Raw genomic sequence first — 20,976 nt, 5'->3', positions numbered from 1 at the left:
TCAAATAACCGCTCGCGGCAGTGAAATCCATCCGTTAATTTCATCGTTATCTCCCCTACAGGACATAACAAATGATCAAAGAAGCGTTTTATCGCGCCGGACAGCCCGCGCCTAAACTGGGCGTCAGCCCACTCTCCTGGGTGAACGAGGTTTTGCATTACCTCGGCGCGGGTACATCCGCCGCCACATGCTTACGCGAGGCCAAACAAGCCGGCTATCAGGGCGTGGAATTGAGTCGCGTATTTCCGCGTGAGCCAGGTGCATTAAAACAACTGTTGGCCGAGCATCAGTTGCAACTGGTTTCCGGTTGGCACGATGGATTCCTCACTGAACGCAGCGTTGAGCAGGAGTTAGATGCGGTGCATAACCATGCTGCGCTGCTGCAGGAAAACGGCGCGCAGGTGATGGTTTACGGTGAATGTGGCTGGATGGCGGATAACGCACTCGATGTGCCGCTGAATACCCGGCGCCTGCTGCCGGAAAATCAGGTCACCGCTTACGCCGCCCGCCTGTCACAGTTTGCCGATGTGCTGTTTGCGCAATACGGGCTGCGTCTCGCTTACCACCATCACCTGATGATGGTGGCCGAAACACTGCCGGAAATCCGTGCACTATTGAGTGCCTGTTCGCCCTCTGTTGGCCTGCTGCTGGACACCGGCCACGCCACCGCCGCCGGCTTCTCCTACACGCAACTGATCGATGAATTCGCCGACCGCATCTGTCACATCCATTTAAAGGATGTGCGACTGGATCGTCTGCAACAGGTGCGAGCCAGCGGCATGACCTTCAACGAAGCGGTGCTCAATGGGCTGTTTACCGTACCGGGTGATGGCGGCATCGACTACCGTCCGCTGGCTGAGTTTATCGCCCGCAGTGGCTATCAAGGCTGGATGGTGGTGGAAGCGGAACAAGATCCGGTAAAAGCGCCACCTCTTGAAACCGTCACTCGCGCGCAACGCTTTGTTGCACAGCATATTTTACCTGCAAACGCATAAGGAGCCGCTGATGGCTGGAAAAACACTGAATGTTGGCCTGATTGGATCAGGCTTTATGGGCCAGGCACATGCTGATGCATGGCGTCGTGCGGGATTACTCTATCGCAACCTGGCGCTACAGCCGGTTCTGCATACGCTGGCGGATGTAACCCCTGCGCTGGCCGAGGAAGCCGCTCGTCGGTATGGCTTCCAGCACAGCACGGCGGACTGGCAATCGATGGTGAACAATCCCGAAATCGATATCGTTGATATCACCACGCCCAATAGCATGCATTTCGACATGGCGCTGGCCGCGATTCGCGCAGGTAAACACGTTTACTGCGAGAAGCCGCTCACCGTCTCGTTGCAGGAGGCACAAACGCTGACGCAAGAGGCCGAACGGGCTGGCGTCAAAACGATCATGGCGTTCAACAACATCAAAACGCCGGCGGCGCAGTTAGCCAAACAGATGATTGAACGCGGTGATATTGGCACGCCGACCCGCTTTCGCGGCTGGTTCGATCAAGGCTTCTTCAACGACCCTAATCTTCCGTGGAGTTGGCGCTGTTCACGTGAGCAAGCCGGATCTGGCTCGTTGGGTGATTTAGGTTCGCATGTGGTGAGCGTGGCGCAATATCTGATGGGCCCGATTAAAAGTGTGGTCGGCCAGGAACAGTTATTTATCGAAACGCGCCCCGCAGCGGGCGGTGGTTCTGGTTACGGCGCTCAGGCGGATAAACAAGCTGCACAGCTCAACGTGGAGAACGACGACCAGTTCCAGGCGCTGGTCACTTTCGAGAACCGAGCAGGAGGAGTGATCGAATCTTCGCGCATCTCAGCAGGTAAAGTGTTTGGTATCGCATGGGAAGTATCGGGTACGGAAGGCACCATCATCATGGACGGCGAACGCTTTAACGAACTCAAGATTGCTCGCTATGGCGATGCGAAACACGATCGCGGCTTCAAAACCATTTATGCGGGCTCGCAAGTGGAGCAGTTTGGTGGCTTTTTCGGTTTCGATTTTGCCGGCGGGGGCCTGGGCTACTTCGATGTCAAAGTGATCGAAATTTACGATCTGATTAAAGGCCTCAGCAGCGACGCCGGTTGTTTCCCGGACTTCCGCTTTGGCCTGGAAAATCAGCAGATCATTGAAGCGATGGTACGCTCATCTGCCAGCGGGGAACGCGTGGAGATCGCCAGCCTGCGCAGTTAAGCAAAGAAGGCGTGCAGTGCCTCGGCCAGCGCCTGCGGTTGCTCATCCGGAATGAAGTGACCGCAGTGCGCGATTTTGATACCTGAAACCTCCGCCGCAAACTCTCTCAACGGGATCGCCATATCCGGAATGGATCCTTGATCGGCACTCACCGCCAACAATGGCACTGTCAGCTTGCCATTATCGCGTAACAGATCGCGATTCTGAGCCGCCGAGACACTCACTTCCCGATAGGCTGCCATGCCGGCACGCAATGCCCCATTTTGCTGGAGTAAACGCGTGTATTCCGCCATATCCTCATCGCCAAACACCATCGGACTGGCGGCTTTACGTTTCAGGAACCACTCAAGATAGATCTCTTCGCGGCCTGCAATCAAAGCTTCCGGCAGATCGGGCAACAAATGAAAGGCAAAATGCCAGGTTTTCCAGGCTTTCTCTGGGGTGGCAGGCAGCGCTTCAGGCAGGGTTACGCCGGGAATGCCCGCATCGAGCAACGCGAGTTTTATCACCTGATCCTGATACAGCGTGGCGAACGGCCAGGCAACCCAGGCACCGACATCGTGTGCCGCGAGATAATAGCGAGTAATCTCCAGTTGCTGCAGTAAACCCTGCACCGTCTGCGCCAGCGAGAAAGTGTCATATCCGCTGTAGGGTTTATCAGAGTCGCCCTGGCCTGGCAGATCCGGTGCCACAATAAAGTAGTGCTCTGACAACGTGGCCATGACGTGACGCCACGCAAACCAGCTTTGTGGAAATCCAGCTAGCAGCACCAGCGTCTCACCTTGTGTGTTTCCCCCGCTGACATAGTGCAGCCTTACGCCCTCAACCGATGCGTATGCGTGGGAAAATCCGGGTAATCCGCTGACGGGTTCAGACCAGCGCGAAGTCTGCTTCAGTTCCGATACGTTCATCCTATTCTCCATACATTTAGGAAATAATCATTTCCTTATTAGATAAAAAATTTAATCGAGTAGTTTTAGCGCGGTGTTTATCAGCTCATCATGCGCCGGTAAATTGTGCATTTTCCCCGCAACGCGCATCCCTAACACAATGCATAAAAGAATGCCGCTTAATGCCTCGACATCACGTTGCTGATTGATGGAGCCGTCTTGCTGGCCAACCTCAAGCAGTGAAATAATACCGCTTAAGTTACGTTGTAACGCCGCTCGTACTAATACAGCCAATTCTGCATCCAAAACTTGCAGTTCAATCGCACTGCCCACCACTAAACAGCCGCGACGTCCTTCAACATCGCTGGCGGATTCCAGGTAGAACCGCAATAGCTCAGCGATTTTCTCGCGCCCATTTGGCTGTTGCTCCAGCCTCTGGCGCAGATGCTGGTTACGCAACGAGGTGTAGCGGGCAAACACCTGCAAAAAAGACCGCGTTTATCGCTGAAGGCTTTATAGATACTGCCAGCGGTGAGATCCATCGCCGCGCCGAGGTTGTGAATAGACGCGCTATGAAAACCTTTTTCCCGGAACACCAGCATGGCGCGATCGAGCGCCCTATCCATATCGAACTGGCGTGGTCGCCCGCGTTCGCGCGGCGGGGTTTGCAACTGTGGCATGCAAAGTACCATTTAGGAAATGATTGATTCCCAAATGGTACAGGATTGCTTCAAGGATTGGCAAGCGGTGCGGATAGTGACTTAACCGTTGAACACTTAGCGCGTATCACGATACTGAACAAAATCTGTCTTCGTCGCCATCTGATCATATAGCGCTCGGGCGCGGTAATTGTTCTCACGCGTCATCCAATACACCTTCGAACAGTTCATCGCCTCAGCGGCTGTGTTCACGGCTTCAATTAGCGCGCGGCCCGTGCCTTTTTTGCGCCCATCGGCGCTGACGAACAGATCCTCCAGGTAACAATAGTCGCCGATGCTCCATGTGTTGCGATGACAAATAAAATGCACCAGGCCGGTCAGCTTGCCCTGCTCTTCTGCCACCAGGCAATACATCGGCTCGCCTTCTGTCAGCAAACGGCTGAATGTGGTGTTGGTGATCTCTTCCGAGATTTCGCTGACATAAAAATCCAGATAATCCTGCCACAGCGATTTCCATTGCGCGTAATCATTTTCAGTCAGTTTTCTAATCATCAAATCCATCTCTTTCTCTCCATTGTTGACGAGTGATCGTGAACATCAAACTGGCGGGGGGATCTTGCGGATTAAACACCCTTTCCCGTAACGTCATGCCGACCTTTTCGAGCACGCGGCGCGATGCGGTGTGATTCTCTCTCACCACGCCGACGATTTCGCCGAGCCTGAGTTCTTCAAAACCATATTGAAGGGCGCGGGAGGCAAGCTCAGTCGCGTAGCCTTTTCCCCATGCATCCGGTTCAAAACGATAGCCGAGGTTATTAATTCTCCGGCCGTTGAATTCGCTGACAAATACTCCACCAAATCCAATCACGTGTTGTGGCTCGCTTTTTTCGGCGATCGCCCAGTCATCAAAACCATGAATGGCCCGGTCTTTAATTCTACGTAATAGCACCTCACGCGCATGACCGATATTCGGATAGGGTCCGCGCGGATTAAACTGGTGCGTTCTGGCATCACCATAGATGCGAAACAGCGCCTGTAAATCCGACCGTATCACCGGTCGGTATAGCAGTCTTTCAGACTCCCAATACATACCATCCCTCGCCGATTTTTGCTGTGCAGCGAAGTAACATAGCACTGCCTCACCTCTCTGACTGTTAAGAATTTTTGTTATGATGTCAGCCTTTCTTTCTAATGATTGAAGCTTAACCATGCGAACATCGGACTCGTTGCGACTTCTGATGCTGGCGGCCATCTGGGGTGCCAGTTTTCTCTTTATGCGTATTGCCGTTCCGGCATTAGGTGCGGTGAATACCGCCTTTTTACGCGTGCTATTGGGTGCGCTGGGTTTACTTATCGTCATGGCGGTTTTGCGTATTCCGCGCCGTTTCGAGGGTAAATTAGGCTGGGCGATGTTGCTCGGCATGATTAACTCGGGTTTACCTTTCCTGATGTACTGCCTGGCCGCTCGGGTGCTGCCCGCGGGCTATTCCGCGATACTCAACGCCACTACGCCATTAATGGGCGTAGTGATTGGTGCGGCATTCTTTAATGAGAAGCTGACGATCAGCAAAGTGCTGGGCATGCTTGTGGGTTTTACCGGCATCATTTTGATCAGTACCACCGGTGAAATGGTGCTGTCGCACGCGCTGGTGCTCGGCATTGCAGCCTGCCTGGTGGCAACCACCTGCTATGGCTTTGCTGGATTCCTGGCCAAACGTTGGATTGGCGCGCGCGGTGGATTGGATGCCACCAAAGTGGCCCTTGGCAGCCAACTCGGCGCGTCTGTTTTCCTGTTGCCGTTCTTTGCCTTCAGTGCGCCGCAAACGCCCGTTGCCAACTGGCAGATACCTGAAGTGTGGGCGTGCATTCTGGCGGTGGGATTTATCTGTACTGCGCTGGCTTACATTATCTACTTCCGCCTGCTGGCTGATATTGGTCCGCTGCGCACCCTGACGGTGACTTTCCTGATTCCGCCTTTTGGTATCCTGTGGGGCTGGATGGTTCTGGGTGAAGAGATTAATCAGGGCTTTATTGGTGGTTCACTGCTCATTGCGCTTGCGGTGTGGCTGGTCACCCGCAGCGGTATCGCCAAAGCGACGACCGCCAGTCTCAGCAGCAAGTAACGTTATTTTTGCTGGTCGGCTTCAGCGATCGATTGAGATCCTGAATGCGTTTCATGGTTTCACCGTTCGCGACGACGTCGCTGAAGCCACCGACAGTATCAACATCTCAAGACACACCAGCACAGTGCCGTGCAGCGGCATGCGGCCATTTTCCCCTCCGCGCGGCACGTTAATGATCACATCCGCCTCTTTGGCGAAAGCCGAATCCAGCGCATTGGTCAGCAGAATCACCGGCATTCCTAAACGCTTTGCCTCTTTCAGCGTGGTGAGCCCTTCTTTGTGCGCTGATTTCTGCGCCATCATGATCAGCACATCGCCACGTTGCAGAGTGATCAACTGTTCCGCCAGGGCGATTCCCGAACGGTTCAATGTCACTGCGGGAATGCCGATGCGCGTAAACAAGCGGGCGCTGTAATCCGCCAATATTCCTGACGCATTGATGCCAAACAGCGCCACCTGACGCGCATCAATCAACATCGCCACGGCTTGTGCCACCGCCTGTCGGTTATGCGGTTCCGATAGCGCATCGCAGGCGCGTTTATGGCCGCCCAGCACAAAATCAATTCCGGAATTAATGTCGCAGGACAGCTCACTGACCGTCGCGCTCATCTTCTCTTCGGAATTCATTGCCGGACCAAACCAGGCCGTAAGCGTGGTTTTTAAATCGCGCAAACCGGCAAAACCCAAAGCCTGAACGGTGCGCACCACGGTGGCATCCGAGGTGTGAGTGGCATCGGCTATTTCCATCGCGGTGGCATCTAATATTGTCTCACGATTGTCGTGGATATATTGCGCCACCGTTTGCAGGCTGGAAGATAATGAGGGTGCACGTGCTCGATATCGTTCGCCTAATACATCTACCCGGTTTTTGATTTTATTCATCGCCATATTTTTCGCTGTTTCCCTTCTCACCCGGTAACGTGCCCCGACGCCTGACCTGAAGATGTAGTGACATTTTTGCATCCTTTCAGGCTTACAATCCGGACTCATGATGTCCCGCCTTGGAACAAATTCACAGGAATTCTCGTAGAAATAATACTAATTTCAATAATTTAAACTTACTTCTCGTGATGGCGAGTCGATAATTTCCGATGGAGCTTTGCTGTAGTATTCACACTTTTATTTCGATTTACTACTACATTTTTTCATGTTTGAATGATTCTCAATAACATTCCGAAGCCCGATTTGGCGCGGGATGATGCGCATAAGAAACAGCATTCAAAGCACATTTCATTGCTGCATACCGTAAACCCTAGCTTCGTTTCACGGACGAAACTTAATTCCGCACCAACACCAGGTTTATTTAAATGAATAACAACAAGCCGTTCGTTTTTAAAACTCAATGCCATCCGGCCATTATTGCCGCGATTTATGCCGTTAGCGTGTTAACCGCCGCCAGCAGTATGGCAGCGGATAACACCCTGACCGTTAATGCTCAGGAAAGCAGCCCACAAGGCTATAACGCCACCAGCAGTTCAGTCGCCAGTAAAACGCCGACGCCCCGCATAAATGAAGCGCAATCGGTTAGCGTGGTGACGCAACAGCAACTGGAGGATTATCAGGCGGCGAATCTTACTGATGCGATGCGTTTTGTCAGTGGCGTTACCGAAGGCAACACGCTGGCAGGCACCGAAGATGGCTTTGTGCGCCGCGGTTTTGGCAGCAACTCTGATGGTTCGATTTATCGTGATGGCATCCGCAGCAGCCAGGGATTGAATTTTGATGCCACCACCGAACGCGTGGAGGTATTAAAAGGCTCAGCCTCCCTGCTCTACGGCATCCAAAACCCGGGCGGCGTGATTAACCTGGTGAGCAAAAAACCCCAGTATGACTGGCACACTAAAATCAGCGGGCGCTCCTCCAGCGAAGGCGGTGGTGCCGGAACGGTGGATGTCACCGGCCCACTCGGCGATGGCTTTGCCTTTCGCTTGATTGCTGAAAAGCAGAATCAGGATTACTGGCGTAATTTTGGCAGTGAAAAACACACGCTGATAGCCCCTTCTCTGCAATGGTTCGGCGAAAAAGCCAGCTTCCTGATCAGTTACGAAGATTATCAATATGACATTCCCTACGATCGCGGCACCGCCTTTATCAACGGCAAACCGATTGATATAGGTTATAAAGATCGTCTGGACGACACAGCCAACCACGCCTGGGCCACAACAAAACCCTGAACGCGCATTACGATTGGCAGTTCAGCGATGACTGGAGCACGCGCGTGACGTTTGGCATGAATCAGCGTCAATATGACAACAACGAAGTGCGCGTGACGGCCATCAATCCAACCACCGGTGTGGTGACGCGTCGTGCCGATGCCAACCGCGGCTTCAACCACAAAACGAAATATGTTTCTTGGGATCTGCTCGGATCGCAACAGCTGTTGGGCATGACACACGATGTGGTGATCGGCACCGACTATGAGATGAACCAGACTTATCGCGCGCATCAGTATCAGGGCAAATCCAATACCGGGTTTAACTTTACCGATCCGCAATGCGATATCCTGTCACCGGTCACGGATAGCAGCACTGAAAACACCGCCAACGCCAATAACCTGAACCGTATCCACAGTCGTTCGGTTTATGCCAAAGACAGCATTTCTTTGACGGAACAATGGATTGCCGTGCTCGGGGGACGCTATCAACATTATGAGCAGCGTGCATCCAAAGGCTTTGATCCGGTGGTGGAAACGCTAAACAGTGAAGGTAATAAGTTTCTGCCACAGGCGGGTCTGATTTATAAAATCACGCCGGACGTTTCGCTTTACTCCAGCGTCAGCAAATCCTTCACGCCATCCACTGATGTCGACGATGACGGCAACGTCGGTAAGCCGGAACAGGGCACGACCTGGGAAGTGGGCAGCAAGTGGCAGATTTCGCCTAAACTGTTCGCCAGCGTTGCGCTGTACCGCATTGATGAACGCGATATGTCGCTCAGCATCAATGGCACCACGCGTGCGATTGATAAAGCGCGTTCTAGCGGTGCAGAGTTCGAACTGAACGGTGAAGTGCTGCCGGGTTGGGATTTGAGTGCTAATTACAGTTACGATAAAGCTGAAATCGTCGATGATGGCATCAATTCCGCGAATAATGGTAACCGTCTGCAAAACGCGCCGCGTCATTCCGGAGCACTGTATCTCAGCCACAATCTGAGTATTAACGGCATTCCAGGCGACTTCCGTGTGGGCGGCGGCGCACGATATGTCGGTTCGCGCGCGGGCGATCCTGAAAACAGTTTCACCATGCCGGATTACGTGGTGGCCGACAGCTTCGTTGCCTGGAACAATCAGCTATTTGGTGAAAAGACGCAGTTGAAACTGAATCTCAACAATTTGTTCAACAAACATTATTACACCTCCAGCGGCGGTAACTTGCGCGTGCGTGAAGGTGAAACCCGTAACTTGATGGTCGAGGCCAGCGTTGAGTTCTGATTCTGTTGTTAAAGCGGGCGCACGGCGCGCCCCTTTCCTGTTAGGACCTTTTTTGCGGGTGTTGGCCTGCTTTTTACTGGTGTTAAGCAGCGCTGCGCTGGCAAAAAACGTCACGGATATTGATGGTAATCAGGTTGAGATCCCCGACCATCCGCAGCGTATCGTGCTGGGTGAAAGCCGTATGCTTTACACCTTAGCGATGCTGGAGCCGGGCAACCCGTTTCAACATATCGTGGCGTGGCCGCAGGATCTGAAGAAATACGACAGCCAGACGTGGAATAGCTTCGCGCGTCAGTTTCCGCAAATGCTGAAGATCCCTTCGCTGGGTTCCGGGGGCCCCAATGCCATCAATCCAGAGCAAATCCTGTCACTCAAACCGGATGTGGTGATCTTACCAAGCCTGGCGCGATACGACGACGCTGACCTGCGCCTGGTTAGCATGTTGAAAGCTGCACATATTCCGGTGGTGAAGGTCGATTTACGCGTTCATTTGCTGAAAAACACCCGTCGCAGCGTTGAGATATTTGGCGAAGTGTTGAATCAGCAGGCGCGTGCACAGGCGTTTAACCGCTTTTATGATGCCCATATGCAGGTGATACGCGAGCGACTGGCGCGCTATGAAGGGCCCAAGCCTTCGGTATTGCTGCAACTTCACCTTGGCCGTCGTAACGAATGCTGCGTGACTGCGGTCAATGGCAGCCTTGGCGAATTGTTGAATGCGGCGGGCGGCGCAAATATCGCCGCGCAAACCCAACACGGGGTGTTTGGTCGCCTGAGTGAAGAAATGGTGATCGCAGCACAGCCAGACTATTACTTTGCGACCGGATTTGGTGACAGCCACGCCCAGGGATTATTGAAACTCGGCCCCGAGGTTGAGGCACCAGACGTGCAAAGCAGCTTTACTCAACTGACCTCTCAGCAAAACGGTTTACGTGAATTAAACGCACTGCGTAACGGCCACTCGGCAGTGATCTGGATGAATTTCTATCTCAGTCCCTGGCACATCGCCGCCACAGAATTCATGGCAAAAACGCTTTATCCACAACTGTTCGCCGATGTAGAGCCGGAGCAAACGCTGAAGCAAATCTTCCATGATTTCCTGCCGATACCTTACAGCGGGACGTATTTCATGCAGATCCCTGCCACTAAATAGCGCATGCTGATAATCGAAGCGTTAATTACGCTTCGATTTTATTTTGTTTAAATTATTAACACTCAGCAATTCATCCGGTTAACTAATTATATTGCGCTAATTCTTCCCAGCCTGATAAATTCGCTGCCGTCGCGCTTGTTAATATTGCCATCAGCACTAATCTTAATTCTGCAGTCTGGACATAACGTGTGACGTTAACCACGATTATGTAATCGCAATGCATGATGAGGACATTTTATGGCCGAGCATAGAGGCGGTTCAGGTAACTTCGCTGATGATAAACAAAAAGCATCTGACGCGGGTAAAAAGGTGGACAAAGCAGCAGCGGTGGGAATTTTAAAGATGACCGCGAGAAAGCTTCCGAAGCCGGTAAAAAAGGCGGAAAAAGCAGTAACAAAGGCTCGTAAATCCTAAAGGGCAACATCATCGCCCTACCGACAAGGACGCCGGATTGCTCCACTGGAAAAGAATAAGTGCAATGACGATATTTGAATGACGTCTTGCGCTTATTCTCTCACTTCATATTATTTCCATTCATCACCTGACGTAATAACTTCCCTCTTCAATTTCACGCTCATATTTCAACTGGTCAATTTTTGACGTGACATAACTCACATTTATGCCAGGCTTATAATATCAATCGTTCAGAACAAGGAGATCACGATGAGTTCATTTACTAACAAAACGCTGATTACGCATCAATATCCAACGCCTCCTTTTAAAAAACAATTACAGGAATTCCCTGGGCTGGCTAGCAAAATGGAACCTCGCCCGGATCACGGTGAATCCAGTTATCGCGGCACCGGTCGTCTAACCGGTCGTAAGGCGCTGATTACTGGCGGCGATTCAGGTATTGGTCGTGCAGTGGCGATTGCTTATGCGCGAGAAGGTGCTGACGTAGCGATCAACTATCTGCCAGAAGAAGAGCAGGATGCAACCGAAGTCATTCAGCTGATTGAAGCGGAGGGACGTAAGGCGATAGCCATCCCGGGCGATATTCGCTCCGAAGCCTTTTGCCAGCAGCTAGTAAAGGAAGCGGCCAGTAAACTCGACGGTTTGGACATTCTGGTTAACAACGCCGGTCGCCAGCAGTTCAATGAGTCGATTCGTACGCTTTCCACGGAAGATTTTGATGCGACGTTTAAGACTAACGTTTACGCCATGTTCTGGATAACCAAGGCGGCGCTAGAGTACCTGCCAGCGGGTTCATCGATCATCAACACCTCTTCAGTGCAGGCCTATGATCCTAGCGCTATCCTGCTGGATTATGCGCAAACCAAAGCCTCGATTGTGGCTTTCACGAAAGCGCTCGCTAAACAGTTGGGTAAAGATCAGATTCGGGTGAACGCAGTGGCGCCAGGGCCGTATTGGACTGCGCTGCAGGTATGTGGCGGACAACCGCAGGAGAAAGTGGAGAAATTTGGTGCCACTGCTCCGCTGGGACGTCCTGGTCAGCCAGCGGAAATTGCGCCTCTTTACGTGACGTTCGCGGAAACCACCAACAGCTTCACCTCCGGACAGGTCTGGTGTTCTGACGGCGGGACCGGCACGATTTAATTAACTTTTCCGCATGTTGTGGCGGCCCGCAGGCCGCCACATCGGATTATTGCTTTACGGTTTCAACCGCGGTGCACGAAACACCAACATAATCCCCAGCAGTATCGCCACCATCCCAAGCATGCCTGACCACGGTAACTTATTACCCAGCAGCAGATAATCCAGCACCGCCGTTATCACCGGCACCAGATAGAATAAACTGGTCACGTTAACGATGCTTCCGGCACTCAACAGTCGGTACAGTAACAGCTGCGCCACTACCGAAATCATCACGCCAAGAAACAGCGCCGAAATCCAAAAGTGCAGCGTAAATTCAATATGGAAGGGTTTGACGGGGAGCAGCAGCACGCACAGCACTAAGCTCACCGCATATTGCAGCGGCAGTATCTGCGCAGGATGCTGTGAGACTTTTTTCTGCATGATGGCGCCAAACGTCATACACAGCAGCGCCGCCAGCGCGAACACAATCCCGCTCAGGGGCAGTTGCGATGCCGCCAGACTGCGCCATACCAGCATAATTAATCCTGCCAATGCGATCGCTAATCCCAGCAATCGCATGCCCTGCATACGCCTTTCCACCACGCAGAGCGTAAGGATCGGTTGAATGCCCATAATGGTGGCGATTAATCCAGGCGTGACCCCTTCTGCCATTGCCTGGAAGTAGCACACGGAATAGGCACCAATCAAAATCAGCCCGGTGTAAACCACGGTTATACGGCTGCCGGCATCAGGTAACCAACGACGTCGAAACACACCCACCAGCAGCAAAGCCGTGAGTGCCACGCTGAAACGCACAATTAAGAGTGCCATCGGCGAAGCGTTGTCTAACCCGAGACGTGAAAAGATCGCCGCGCTGCCCCAAAGCAACACGAAGCCCGACGTCGCAGCTTGCGACGTCAAAGATGAAGAACGCATGAAAATGCTCCTAAAACAAACGTTGTAAAGTTAAGCGGGAAAAACTTTCGGTTCTTAGCGAACCGCAACGATTGCAGGAGGTGGCGGCGGACAGCAGATCGCATACAGGCCATGTTCGTATGACGTCGAAGGTGCGGCAGAAAGTGTCATTTACGCAGGCCTGTAGTGAAAATGGGGAGTTAAGAAACAAAAAGTTAACAGATCGTCGCAGCCCTGTCATCCATTGAGTCGTGCCGGAAAGACTTCTCGTAGCCAATCGATAAACACGCGTAGCCGTTGGGTTAAATGGCGGTTCTGCGGATAAACCGCGTGAAAAGGATAAGACGCGGGTTGCCATTCCTTGAGGATTTCCACCAGCGTTCCGGACGCTAAACTGTCGGCGGACGCATAACGAAACGTTTGGATGATACCCAATCCTGCTACCGCCGCCGCCAGATGGGCATTGCTTTCGTTAATGCCAATGCGATGATCGATTTTCATTTCCTGTTTTTGGTTGGCCTGCATGAAGCGCAGCGGAAATGCACGTCCGCTTTGTGGGGATAAATAGCTTATCCAGCGATGCCCATTTTTCAGCTCCTGCGGATAGGCTGGTACGCCATAGGTTTTGAGATAGCCGGGTGCCGCGCAGGTGATCATCTCTGCATCACCAAGATGACGCGCTACCAGCGATGAATCACCGAGCGGCCCGCCGCGAATTACGCAATCGACATTGTCGCTGATCAGATCCACAGCCCGGTCGGATACACCGAGGTCGAGGCGAACGTCTGGAAATCGCGCGACAAAATCGGGTAGCAATGGAATAAGCACATCTCGCGCCGTCGAACCTCCGACATCAATGCGCAAGTAGCCACGCGGCGCGCCATTTACCGCGCTAAACGCCCCGTCGATATCTTCTAAGTCCCGCACGATACGCAGCGCTTTGTCGTAATAATCACGTCCTTCAGGCGTGACGGTGACGCGTCGTGTGGTGCGCTGTAACAGGCGAACGCCAAGATGCCCCTCCAATTCCTGCACCAGTTTACTCAACGTGGCATTGGGCATATCCAGTGAATCGGCGGCTCGGGTAAAATTCCCCGCCTCCACCACGCGAGCGAATGCTTTTATAGCCAAAAGCTGATCCATTTTGATTATCCATGTACAGGAATAATGATTTCGATTTTACACCATTTATCACTAAGCCGCGCACGGTTACATTGCCTCCCATGCACTGCAACGCAGTCATCACACACTTAAATCCATTTGGGAGAATACACATGAACACATCATTAAACGGTAAAATTGCGTTAGTCACCGGCGGCACCAGCGGAATTGGTTTAGCTTCCGCTCAGGCGCTGGCAGCTCAGGGAGCGCGCGTGTTTATCACCGGTCGTCGCCAGCCAGAACTGGATGCTGCCGTCACACTTATCGGCGCACAGGCAACCGGTATTCGCGCTGATGCTTCTGTGTTGAGCGATCTGGATGCGGTGTATGCGCAGATTGCACGCCAGGCGGGTCGCCTGGACATTCTGTTCGCCAATGCTGGCGGCGGCGATATGTTACCGCTCGGTGCTATTACTGAAGAGCATTTCGACCGGATCTTTGGCACCAACGTGCGTGGCGTGCTGTTTACCGTGCAAAAAGCGCTGCCGCTGTTAAGCGACAAAGCCTCGGTGATTTTGACCTCTTCAACCACATCGATTCAGGGTACGGCAGGATTCAGTGTTTACAGCGCCAGTAAAGCCGCGGTGCGCAACTTTGCCCGTTCATGGGCGCTGGATGTGAAGGATCGCGGTATTCGTGTCAACGTGGTGAGCCCCGGTCCGGTGCGCACGCCAGGTTTGGGCGATTTAGTGCCCGAAGATCAGCGTCAGGGATTGTTCGATGCGTTAGCTGCTCAGGTGCCCTTGGGCCGACTGGGAGAACCCGGCGAGATTGGTAACGTTGTGTCATTTCTCGCATCCGATGCTTCCAGCTTTATTAATGCCACCGAACTGTTCGTGGATGGCGGCATGGCACAGGTATGAGTTGAAGATGAGGGAAAGACGTCCAGATTAGGGCAATTTTCCTGTAGCGAAGTGCGTAATGGATGACGCGCTTCGTCAGTTAATCCATTTGAATCTAATTATTCCTCGCACCCTTTCACATCCCCGCAAAAACACACATAATTCAGCGCTGTTTGAGCCTAAACAGTTTCAGAATACGCCAGGAAGGCTATCAGGCAGCGATGACTTGCTGTCTTTCAATATTTAGTTTTTGATATCTTTTATTGCCTTAAACCACTAAGGAAAGCGTGCAGTGAAGTTAAAGACTTTTGCGTTTATCGTTCTGTCATTGTGCACCGTGTTCGGCGCTCAGGCTGCTACGCGGGTCGAGTTGCTGGCAGGGGCCAATAATATCGATCTTAACCAGGATGGCGTCCCGGATTTGCTGGTCTCTGCGACCTTTGACAATAACACCTCGCATCCCAGCCAGACGCTATCTGCATTCATTAATAAAAACGGTAACTGGTATATTTTACCAGTCCCGGATGATGATGGTTTTACCTGGTCGGATTTTCGTCTGGCGGGTTCGTCTGACAAAATCATTGGCTTTGAACTGCATAATATTCAAGGCGTTTATTACCTGATTCGCGCGATGAAATTCTCATCAAATCAGGACAATGATGACATGACGGAGGCCGCGAAAATAAAATTCTCTCGCTATCGAGTGGCAGAAAGCAGCGAAGAGCCGGGCGCTCCTGTTTTTTATTGGCAACTGTCTGGCAGTTATACCACCTCACAAACGTATGACGATGTTGATCAGGCTTTCGCACAATTGAAAATAGATGAATTTAAATAGCACAGTACAGGCGTTAATCCGCCTGCTCATCAATCACGCACTTCGTACTGCACCGACAACTCACCCTTCTTTTCTTTCACGCGGGTAATCACGATGTCACCCACTTCGCTGGTGCGCTGCACGTGCGTGCCACCGCAGGCATAAGGTGTGAGTTCGCCCCAGCTGACCATTCTGCGTCCGGCATCATCTAGCAGTACACGCGCTAGATCCTGCGCCACCAGCGCGGCGACATCTTGAGCGAGTGCCTCTTCATCAACGGCTTGCGGCTCGCCCTGCGGTTTGAACACGATACGTCCATTGCCGGGCCGATGATCGCCTTTGTAACCTAACCAGCCAAACTTCTCGCCTGCGTAAGCAATCAGATGGCCCGCAGAATGGTAACGGGTATGCAACTTACGCAGTGCCGCATCAATGTGAATGTGCACGTGTCCCAACGCTACTTCGCGGTCGGTAATATGGATTAATTCACCGTCTTCCTGAATGAGCTGTAGCACGCTGGCATCGCCTATCGTGCCCTGGTCAGCGGGTTGCCCACCACCCTGCGGATGGAATAGCGTGGCCGACAATTGCACACGAAACTGCCCATCATCCTGCGCTTCACAACGCACCACTTCGGTGTCCATCTCCAGCAAATCGCTGAAATAATAGGTTCTTTCCGTCATCTCGACTCCAATAATCACTTAAAAGCTTGCAGCGCGTTAAGGGTTGCCGTGGAACCGCCACAGACGATAACCAACACGTTTTCGACACTCGCTAACGGCAATTTTTGTCCATACAGCAGCGCTAGCGCCGCGCCACAGGCGGGTTCAACCAGCGTGCGATGGTCATCAAGAAAAGCCAGACAGGCATCGACGGCTTCCCTATCGCTCACTTGTGTGCCCACCACAGTGCGTGTTTTGCTGACGTCAAATGCACGCTGGCAGACCTGACGTGCCCCCAATGACGTCGCAATACCGCTAAGATGGTCCACAGCAATGGGATGTCCGGCGACCAATGCCGCGTGATAAGACGCCATGCCAGTAGTTTCAGCGATATAAATCGGCACCTGATGTAATCCGTGCTGTGTTAATCCTTGATCAATCCCCGACAATAAGCTGCCGCCACCTACCGAGAGCACCACCGCATCAGGACGCACACCGCCCTCCACCACTTCATCGATCAACGCCGCAATGCCTTGCCACAACAATGCATCATCAAAAGGATGGATAAATGCGTCCTGTTCGGTCACCCATGACTGCGCCAACTGATTGGCGTCTGCCCAGGTTTTGCCATGGACTTTCACCTCTGCACCTTCCAACGCCAGCAGGTGAAGCGCACGATCGGACGTCGATTCCGGCACCACCACCACTGCCGGTATGCCAAGTTGACGACCCGCATAGGCCACCGCCAATCCCGCGTTTCCGCCCGATGAAGAGATAAAACGCTTCACCCCACGCGCAGCATGCTGCTGACAGGCAAATCCAATACCGCGGATTTTGAAGGAACCAGAAGGCTGCATCGCTTCCATCTTCAACCACACTCGGGTTTGATTGAGTTGGCTGAGCGGCAAAGATTCGAGCAAAGGCGTTTTAATGCTCAGCGATTCAGCTGTTTTCATTTTTGATTTCATCCAGATAGTTGTAGATGGTGTAACGTGTCACGCCGAGCGCCGCAGCGGCTTTCTCAACTCCGCCTTTAATCAGAAACAGCCCCTTCTCCTGCATATGCTTCACCGCGAGCAAATTAGCCCGCTTGGTGTCATTACGATTGTTACCGGGATGCTGTGCGGAGGTGGTGTTGATGATATCGCTCATCAGATCTTCGATAGTGTCATGCTGGGTTTCCGCTGCCGATTCGGCTACAGAGATCTGCACATCGGGTGGACAGATCGCGGTCATGGAGTGCAGCACGCGCAGTGCCTGCTCTATGTCTGCGTTATCGACGTTGATGCAGAGCGCAGCAAAGGGCACTCCGTGGCGATCGCGATAGATTGCTGTGCTACTGCGGAGCGGCTTGCCCTCGCGGGTAAAAGTGGGATAGTCGAGGAGCAGGGAAATGGCTTCCTCTTTTCGCTCCATCGCACTGATAAATGCCCGGTCGGTGCGCAATCCGGCTAGTACGGAATCACCCCGTTTGCGGCCTGTCACGCCAGCATTCACGATCTCAGCAATGGAATATTCCGGCTGACGCAGATCATGCAGTACCACTTCGGCATTACGCTGGATCACGCTGCCGATGACCTTGACTGCGCCAGCCAGCATGCGCATTAAGTCGGCAACATATTGCTCATCGGTAATTGAAGACATCCCGGCACCATTATCTCTACATTTTGTAGAAAAATAGCATTCTGGATATTATTGATCAACTTTTTGTTGATCAATAATTCTATTCCTCTTATTAAAACCGCCATGCCAGAAATAAAACACCGGTTAGCTGATTGGCTTGCTGAGTGACCGGGCTATCAGCTGCATCTGCCTGCAGTCGTTGTGCGCTGACGCGCGCACCTACCAGCCAGGATGGCGTCACTTCATAATCCATGCCGACATCCCAGCCAATCTTCTCAATACCGGCATCAGCCGTGTAACGTGACAGGCCGCTGCGCGCGGACTGTACTGCGGTAACACCATACTGCGTTTGCAGGTAATCACTGTCAGCCCAACTTAGCGTCGGGCCAGTGTAAAACCGCAGATTGTCCATTGGATGCCATTGCAAATGCGCATACGAGGCAAGTTTGAAACCCTGCTGGTTACCGCCAATATCTTGAGTGGCGATAATACCGCCTTTGAACCAGTCGTTTTCGTACGTGGCAGAGGTGAAGGCACGTGGCGTCATATCAATATCGCCAAGCCCGCGCAGATGTTCATCATCGGACTCCTCGCGTGGTGAGATATCCGTCCCCGCGCCCAGCGCGAAGGTCCAGTGTTCGGTTTTCAGGACATCCCAGCCTAAGGCAACCAGATCATCGACCCCACCGACGAATAACGGACCGTATGCCAGTTTGAAAGCAGGAATAAAATCCGTTTTAATATCTTTAGCTCCTGAGTAGTTCGGCTTCACGCCAACACCACCCCCTACGTAGCCAGAGAATTCATGGTTATCGTTTGCGGCTAGAGCAGATATCGGCGTTAAAGAGAGCAGGCAAAATAGCGTCACAGGTTGAGCCAGAGTGAAGCGCATCAAATTCATCCTTTGGTTGCAATAGGGCGTGAGTTAAGCCCAATGATTGCAACACTCCCTTGTAAATCCTGTTTTTATCCCCGGTAAAGTTATGTAACAGCGAGCGGAATGCGTACATTAAAACAGGCACCGCCCCCAGTACGATTCCTCAGTGTGATACTGCCTGCATGGTATACGGTGATTGAGCGAACTAATGCGAGACCTAAGCCGGAGCCGTTACCACTTCGGCTTAAACGATAGAACGGCTCAAAGACCTGCGCATGTTCCGCTTCCGGGATCCCTGGCCCACGATCTTTTACTTGTAGGATAAAGTGACCATCACCGTTGTCATTGAGTTCGACCTGAATATTACGTCCGGCGTAATGCACCGCGTTTTCGATCAAATTTCGCAGGAGACGCCGCAACAATCGCGCATCGACTTCAGCAACAATATGTGCGGCGTTCAATTCAACCTGCGCACGCGCGCACTCTTCAGCAGCAATGGCTGTCACATCAACACATTTCAGCTCACCGTTGATCACATTGGGCGATAACTCAAGGCGGCTTAATGTGAGAATTTCTTCTACCAGAGCATCTAATTCCCCCACGCTGCGTTGTAATTCACGTCCTGGGGCAGAATCAGTTTGCTCTAGCAGGGCTGCTGCCATTTGAATTCGCATCAAAGGCGAGCGTAGTTCGTGTGAGGCATTGGCCAACATGGTTTTTTGCGATTGCACCAGTTGTTCGATCTGGGTGGCAGAACGGTTAAAGCTCTCGACTAACTGCGCGACTTCGTCTCGTCCGGCCACAGACATGCGTGTTCGAAGATCCCCTTTACCCAGCGATTCAACACTGCGCTGCAGGGATTCCAGTCGCGCCGTTAAACGCCGGATGACTGGGAAAGAGATCAGTGCAACGCTGGCCGCGAGCAGCAACAGCATCAGGATAAAAAACCACGGGCGCTTCTGCCGGTCACTACTGAACTGAATGAGCAATACGCGTTTATCTTTAAGCTGCCAGACAAAGCGCATCCCGTACCAATCATCAAACAACCCGCCATGTAAGACACGTTTTGGAAATGACAGCGGGGGACTCAGCGGACGGCTCAATAGCGTGCCATCAGCGGCGAATAGCGCAAAGCGTGTATGAGCTCGTGCGATCCATTGGTCAATGGCGGCGGATTGCACCTCAGGAGAAGCGGTCGCAGGGGGTAAATTTTTCTCCACTAGCTCGGAAAAGGTGGCGAAGGCGTCGATATGGCGGTTGTTATCATCACTCCATAACCAGAGCGCAATAGTACATGCCACAACAAGCAACAGCGCGCAGCTGAAGGCGGTGAAAATTTGCAAATGAATGGGTAAATCGGTGATGCGCTTCATGCACCAGGCAACGCCGAAAATACATAGCCCACACCACGTACGGTGATAATACGTTTTGGCACACGTGGATCGTCTTCAATCAATTGCCGAATGCGGCCAATGTGCACGTCAATCGCACGGTCAAAACTTTCATAGCTTTCACCACGGACTGACTGCCAAATCTGTTCCCGGTTCAACACCCTGCCGGCATTCCGGGCTAATGAAACTAACAGGTCAAACTGCAATGAGGTCAGAGAACAGGTATTCTGATTCAACATGACCGTGCGCGCAGCAGTATCAATTTCCAGTGAGCCAGAACGAATTAAACCTGTTTCACGAACTCCGTTGCCCGACTTAATACGTCGCAGCACCGCACGCATGCGCGCCAGCAATTCACGGGGCTCAAAAGGTTTTGGTAAGTAATCATCTGCACCGACTTCTAGCCCGATAATCCTGTCTGCAGGGTCGCCTCGCCCCGTCACCATAATGATGGCGGGTTCATGCAAACACTGGCTACGAATGTCACGGCAAAGCGCCAGACCGTCAGCATCACCTAGCATCAGGTCTAACAGCACCACATCGTAAGCGTGCTGCTTCATTTTTAACTGCGCATCCTGCGAACTGGCACTGTGTTCAACCTTGAATTCATACTGCGTCAGATACGGCAGAATCATTCCCGCCAGCCTGAGGTCATCTTCTATCAACAGAACCGAGTTCATCGCTCATCACCCAATGTAGGTACACCGATGAGT

The 20,976-nt window shown here is 52.4% G+C and carries 18 protein-coding genes and 4 pseudogenes; 9 read left to right on the top strand and 13 right to left on the bottom strand.

Annotated features, from left to right (window positions below):
- The first annotated feature begins 71 nt into the window (after positions 1 to 71).
- Both iolE and HA45_RS16490 read left to right on the top strand, forming a co-directional pair.
- Positions 72 to 995: a myo-inosose-2 dehydratase gene (gene iolE, locus HA45_RS16495; RefSeq protein WP_100704077.1), complete on the top strand. Its 924-nt coding sequence runs from the start codon at positions 72 to 74 to the stop codon at positions 993 to 995.
- A 10-nt stretch (positions 996 to 1,005) separates the two neighbouring features.
- Positions 1,006 to 2,187: a Gfo/Idh/MocA family protein gene (locus tag HA45_RS16490; protein WP_100704078.1), complete on the top strand. Its 1,182-nt coding sequence runs from the start codon at positions 1,006 to 1,008 to the stop codon at positions 2,185 to 2,187.
- On the opposite strand, the gene HA45_RS16485 is transcribed toward HA45_RS16490, so the two are convergent.
- The 4 genes and pseudogenes from HA45_RS16485 to HA45_RS16470 form a co-directional block, all read right to left on the bottom strand.
- Positions 2,184 to 3,098 carry an alpha/beta fold hydrolase gene (locus HA45_RS16485; RefSeq protein WP_100704079.1) on the bottom strand — a complete coding sequence of 305 codons (915 nt, stop codon included), beginning with the start codon at positions 3,096 to 3,098 and terminating at the stop codon, positions 2,184 to 2,186. The genes HA45_RS16490 and HA45_RS16485 overlap by 4 nt on opposite strands.
- Positions 3,099 to 3,149: 51 nt before the next feature.
- Positions 3,150 to 3,769 (bottom strand): annotated as a pseudogene (locus HA45_RS16480) (TetR/AcrR family transcriptional regulator).
- A gap of 84 nt (positions 3,770 to 3,853) precedes the next feature.
- On the bottom strand, positions 3,854 to 4,297 hold the full coding sequence (locus HA45_RS16475; RefSeq protein WP_240629294.1) for a GNAT family N-acetyltransferase: 444 nt from the start codon (positions 4,295 to 4,297) through the stop codon (positions 3,854 to 3,856).
- Positions 4,281 to 4,826 (bottom strand): GNAT family N-acetyltransferase, encoded by a 546-nt coding sequence (locus HA45_RS16470; RefSeq protein WP_100704178.1) that lies wholly within the window; start codon positions 4,824 to 4,826, stop codon positions 4,281 to 4,283. Before HA45_RS16470 ends, HA45_RS16475 begins: the two co-directional genes overlap by 17 nt.
- A 118-nt stretch (positions 4,827 to 4,944) precedes the next feature.
- Between HA45_RS16470 and HA45_RS16465 the strand changes: the two genes are divergently transcribed.
- Complete coding sequence (locus tag HA45_RS16465; RefSeq protein WP_100704081.1) at positions 4,945 to 5,859, top strand: DMT family transporter; 915 nt, start codon at positions 4,945 to 4,947, stop codon at positions 5,857 to 5,859.
- Here the strand turns inward: HA45_RS16465 and HA45_RS16460 are convergent.
- A pseudogene (locus HA45_RS16460) lies at positions 5,846 to 6,747 on the bottom strand (MurR/RpiR family transcriptional regulator). The gene HA45_RS16465 and the pseudogene HA45_RS16460 sit on opposite strands and share 14 nt — an antisense overlap.
- A 419-nt stretch (positions 6,748 to 7,166) precedes the next feature.
- Between HA45_RS16460 and HA45_RS16455 the strand changes: the two are divergent.
- From HA45_RS16455 to HA45_RS16440, 4 genes and pseudogenes are all read left to right on the top strand, one after another.
- Positions 7,167 to 9,289 (top strand): annotated as a pseudogene (locus HA45_RS16455) (TonB-dependent siderophore receptor).
- Positions 9,290 to 9,350: 61 nt separating this feature from the next.
- Complete coding sequence (locus HA45_RS16450) at positions 9,351 to 10,442, top strand: ABC transporter substrate-binding protein (protein WP_420849081.1); 1,092 nt, start codon at positions 9,351 to 9,353, stop codon at positions 10,440 to 10,442.
- A gap of 237 nt (positions 10,443 to 10,679) precedes the next feature.
- A pseudogene (locus HA45_RS16445) lies at positions 10,680 to 10,849 on the top strand (con-10 family general stress protein).
- A 256-nt stretch (positions 10,850 to 11,105) separates the two neighbouring features.
- Positions 11,106 to 11,999 carry an SDR family oxidoreductase gene (locus tag HA45_RS16440; RefSeq protein ID WP_100704086.1) on the top strand — a complete coding sequence of 298 codons (894 nt, stop codon included), beginning with the start codon at positions 11,106 to 11,108 and terminating at the stop codon, positions 11,997 to 11,999.
- A 54-nt stretch (positions 12,000 to 12,053) separates the two neighbouring features.
- Here the strand turns inward: HA45_RS16440 and HA45_RS16435 are convergent, their stop codons facing one another.
- Together HA45_RS16435 and HA45_RS16430 are read right to left on the bottom strand one after the other, a co-directional pair.
- Positions 12,054 to 12,920: a DMT family transporter gene (locus HA45_RS16435; protein ID WP_100704087.1), complete on the bottom strand. Its 867-nt coding sequence runs from the start codon at positions 12,918 to 12,920 to the stop codon at positions 12,054 to 12,056.
- Positions 12,921 to 13,130: 210 nt separating this feature from the next.
- The gene (locus tag HA45_RS16430; RefSeq protein ID WP_100704088.1) at positions 13,131 to 14,036 is read right to left on the bottom strand and encodes a LysR family transcriptional regulator; all 906 of its coding nucleotides are present in this window, start codon (positions 14,034 to 14,036) and stop codon (positions 13,131 to 13,133) included.
- Positions 14,037 to 14,167: 131 nt separating this feature from the next.
- Here HA45_RS16430 and HA45_RS16425 point away from each other — a divergent pair, with 131 nt between their 5' ends.
- Both HA45_RS16425 and HA45_RS16420 read left to right on the top strand, forming a co-directional pair.
- Positions 14,168 to 14,917 carry an SDR family oxidoreductase gene (locus tag HA45_RS16425; protein ID WP_100704089.1) on the top strand — a complete coding sequence of 250 codons (750 nt, stop codon included), beginning with the start codon at positions 14,168 to 14,170 and terminating at the stop codon, positions 14,915 to 14,917.
- 316 nt (positions 14,918 to 15,233) lie between these two features.
- Positions 15,234 to 15,731, top strand: coding sequence for a carbapenem self-resistance protein CarG family protein (locus tag HA45_RS16420; protein WP_128598977.1), 498 nt, complete (start codon positions 15,234 to 15,236; stop codon positions 15,729 to 15,731).
- A gap of 29 nt (positions 15,732 to 15,760) precedes the next feature.
- On the opposite strand, the gene HA45_RS16415 is transcribed toward HA45_RS16420, so the two are convergent.
- From HA45_RS16415 to HA45_RS16390, 6 genes are all read right to left on the bottom strand, one after another.
- Positions 15,761 to 16,393 carry an alanyl-tRNA editing protein gene (locus HA45_RS16415; RefSeq protein WP_100704091.1) on the bottom strand — a complete coding sequence of 211 codons (633 nt, stop codon included), beginning with the start codon at positions 16,391 to 16,393 and terminating at the stop codon, positions 15,761 to 15,763.
- A gap of 14 nt (positions 16,394 to 16,407) precedes the next feature.
- Entirely contained in the window at positions 16,408 to 17,328 is a 921-nt protein-coding gene (locus tag HA45_RS16410) for a pyridoxal-phosphate dependent enzyme (protein WP_100704092.1), read from the bottom strand.
- A complete protein-coding gene (locus HA45_RS16405) occupies positions 17,315 to 18,016 on the bottom strand; it encodes a helix-turn-helix transcriptional regulator (RefSeq protein WP_100704093.1) in 702 nt (233 codons plus the stop codon). Before HA45_RS16405 ends, HA45_RS16410 begins: the two co-directional genes overlap by 14 nt.
- Before the next feature lie 91 nt (positions 18,017 to 18,107).
- The gene (locus HA45_RS16400) at positions 18,108 to 18,887 is read right to left on the bottom strand and encodes a MipA/OmpV family protein (protein WP_100704094.1); all 780 of its coding nucleotides are present in this window, start codon (positions 18,885 to 18,887) and stop codon (positions 18,108 to 18,110) included.
- Positions 18,888 to 18,976: 89 nt separating this feature from the next.
- Positions 18,977 to 20,245, bottom strand: coding sequence for a sensor histidine kinase (locus HA45_RS16395; protein ID WP_100704095.1), 1,269 nt, complete (start codon positions 20,243 to 20,245; stop codon positions 18,977 to 18,979).
- A complete protein-coding gene (locus HA45_RS16390; protein WP_100704096.1) occupies positions 20,242 to 20,943 on the bottom strand; it encodes a winged helix-turn-helix domain-containing protein in 702 nt (233 codons plus the stop codon). Before HA45_RS16390 ends, HA45_RS16395 begins: the two co-directional genes overlap by 4 nt.
- Positions 20,944 to 20,976 lie beyond the last annotated feature (33 nt).

The sequence above is a fragment of the Pantoea rodasii genome, from assembly GCF_002095465.1.
In the GTDB taxonomy this organism is placed as follows: Bacteria; Pseudomonadota; Gammaproteobacteria; order Enterobacterales; family Enterobacteriaceae; genus Pantoea; species Pantoea rodasii.
Note: the sequence above shows the minus strand (reverse complement) of the source record. Positions and strands in the feature narration are given on the sequence as shown.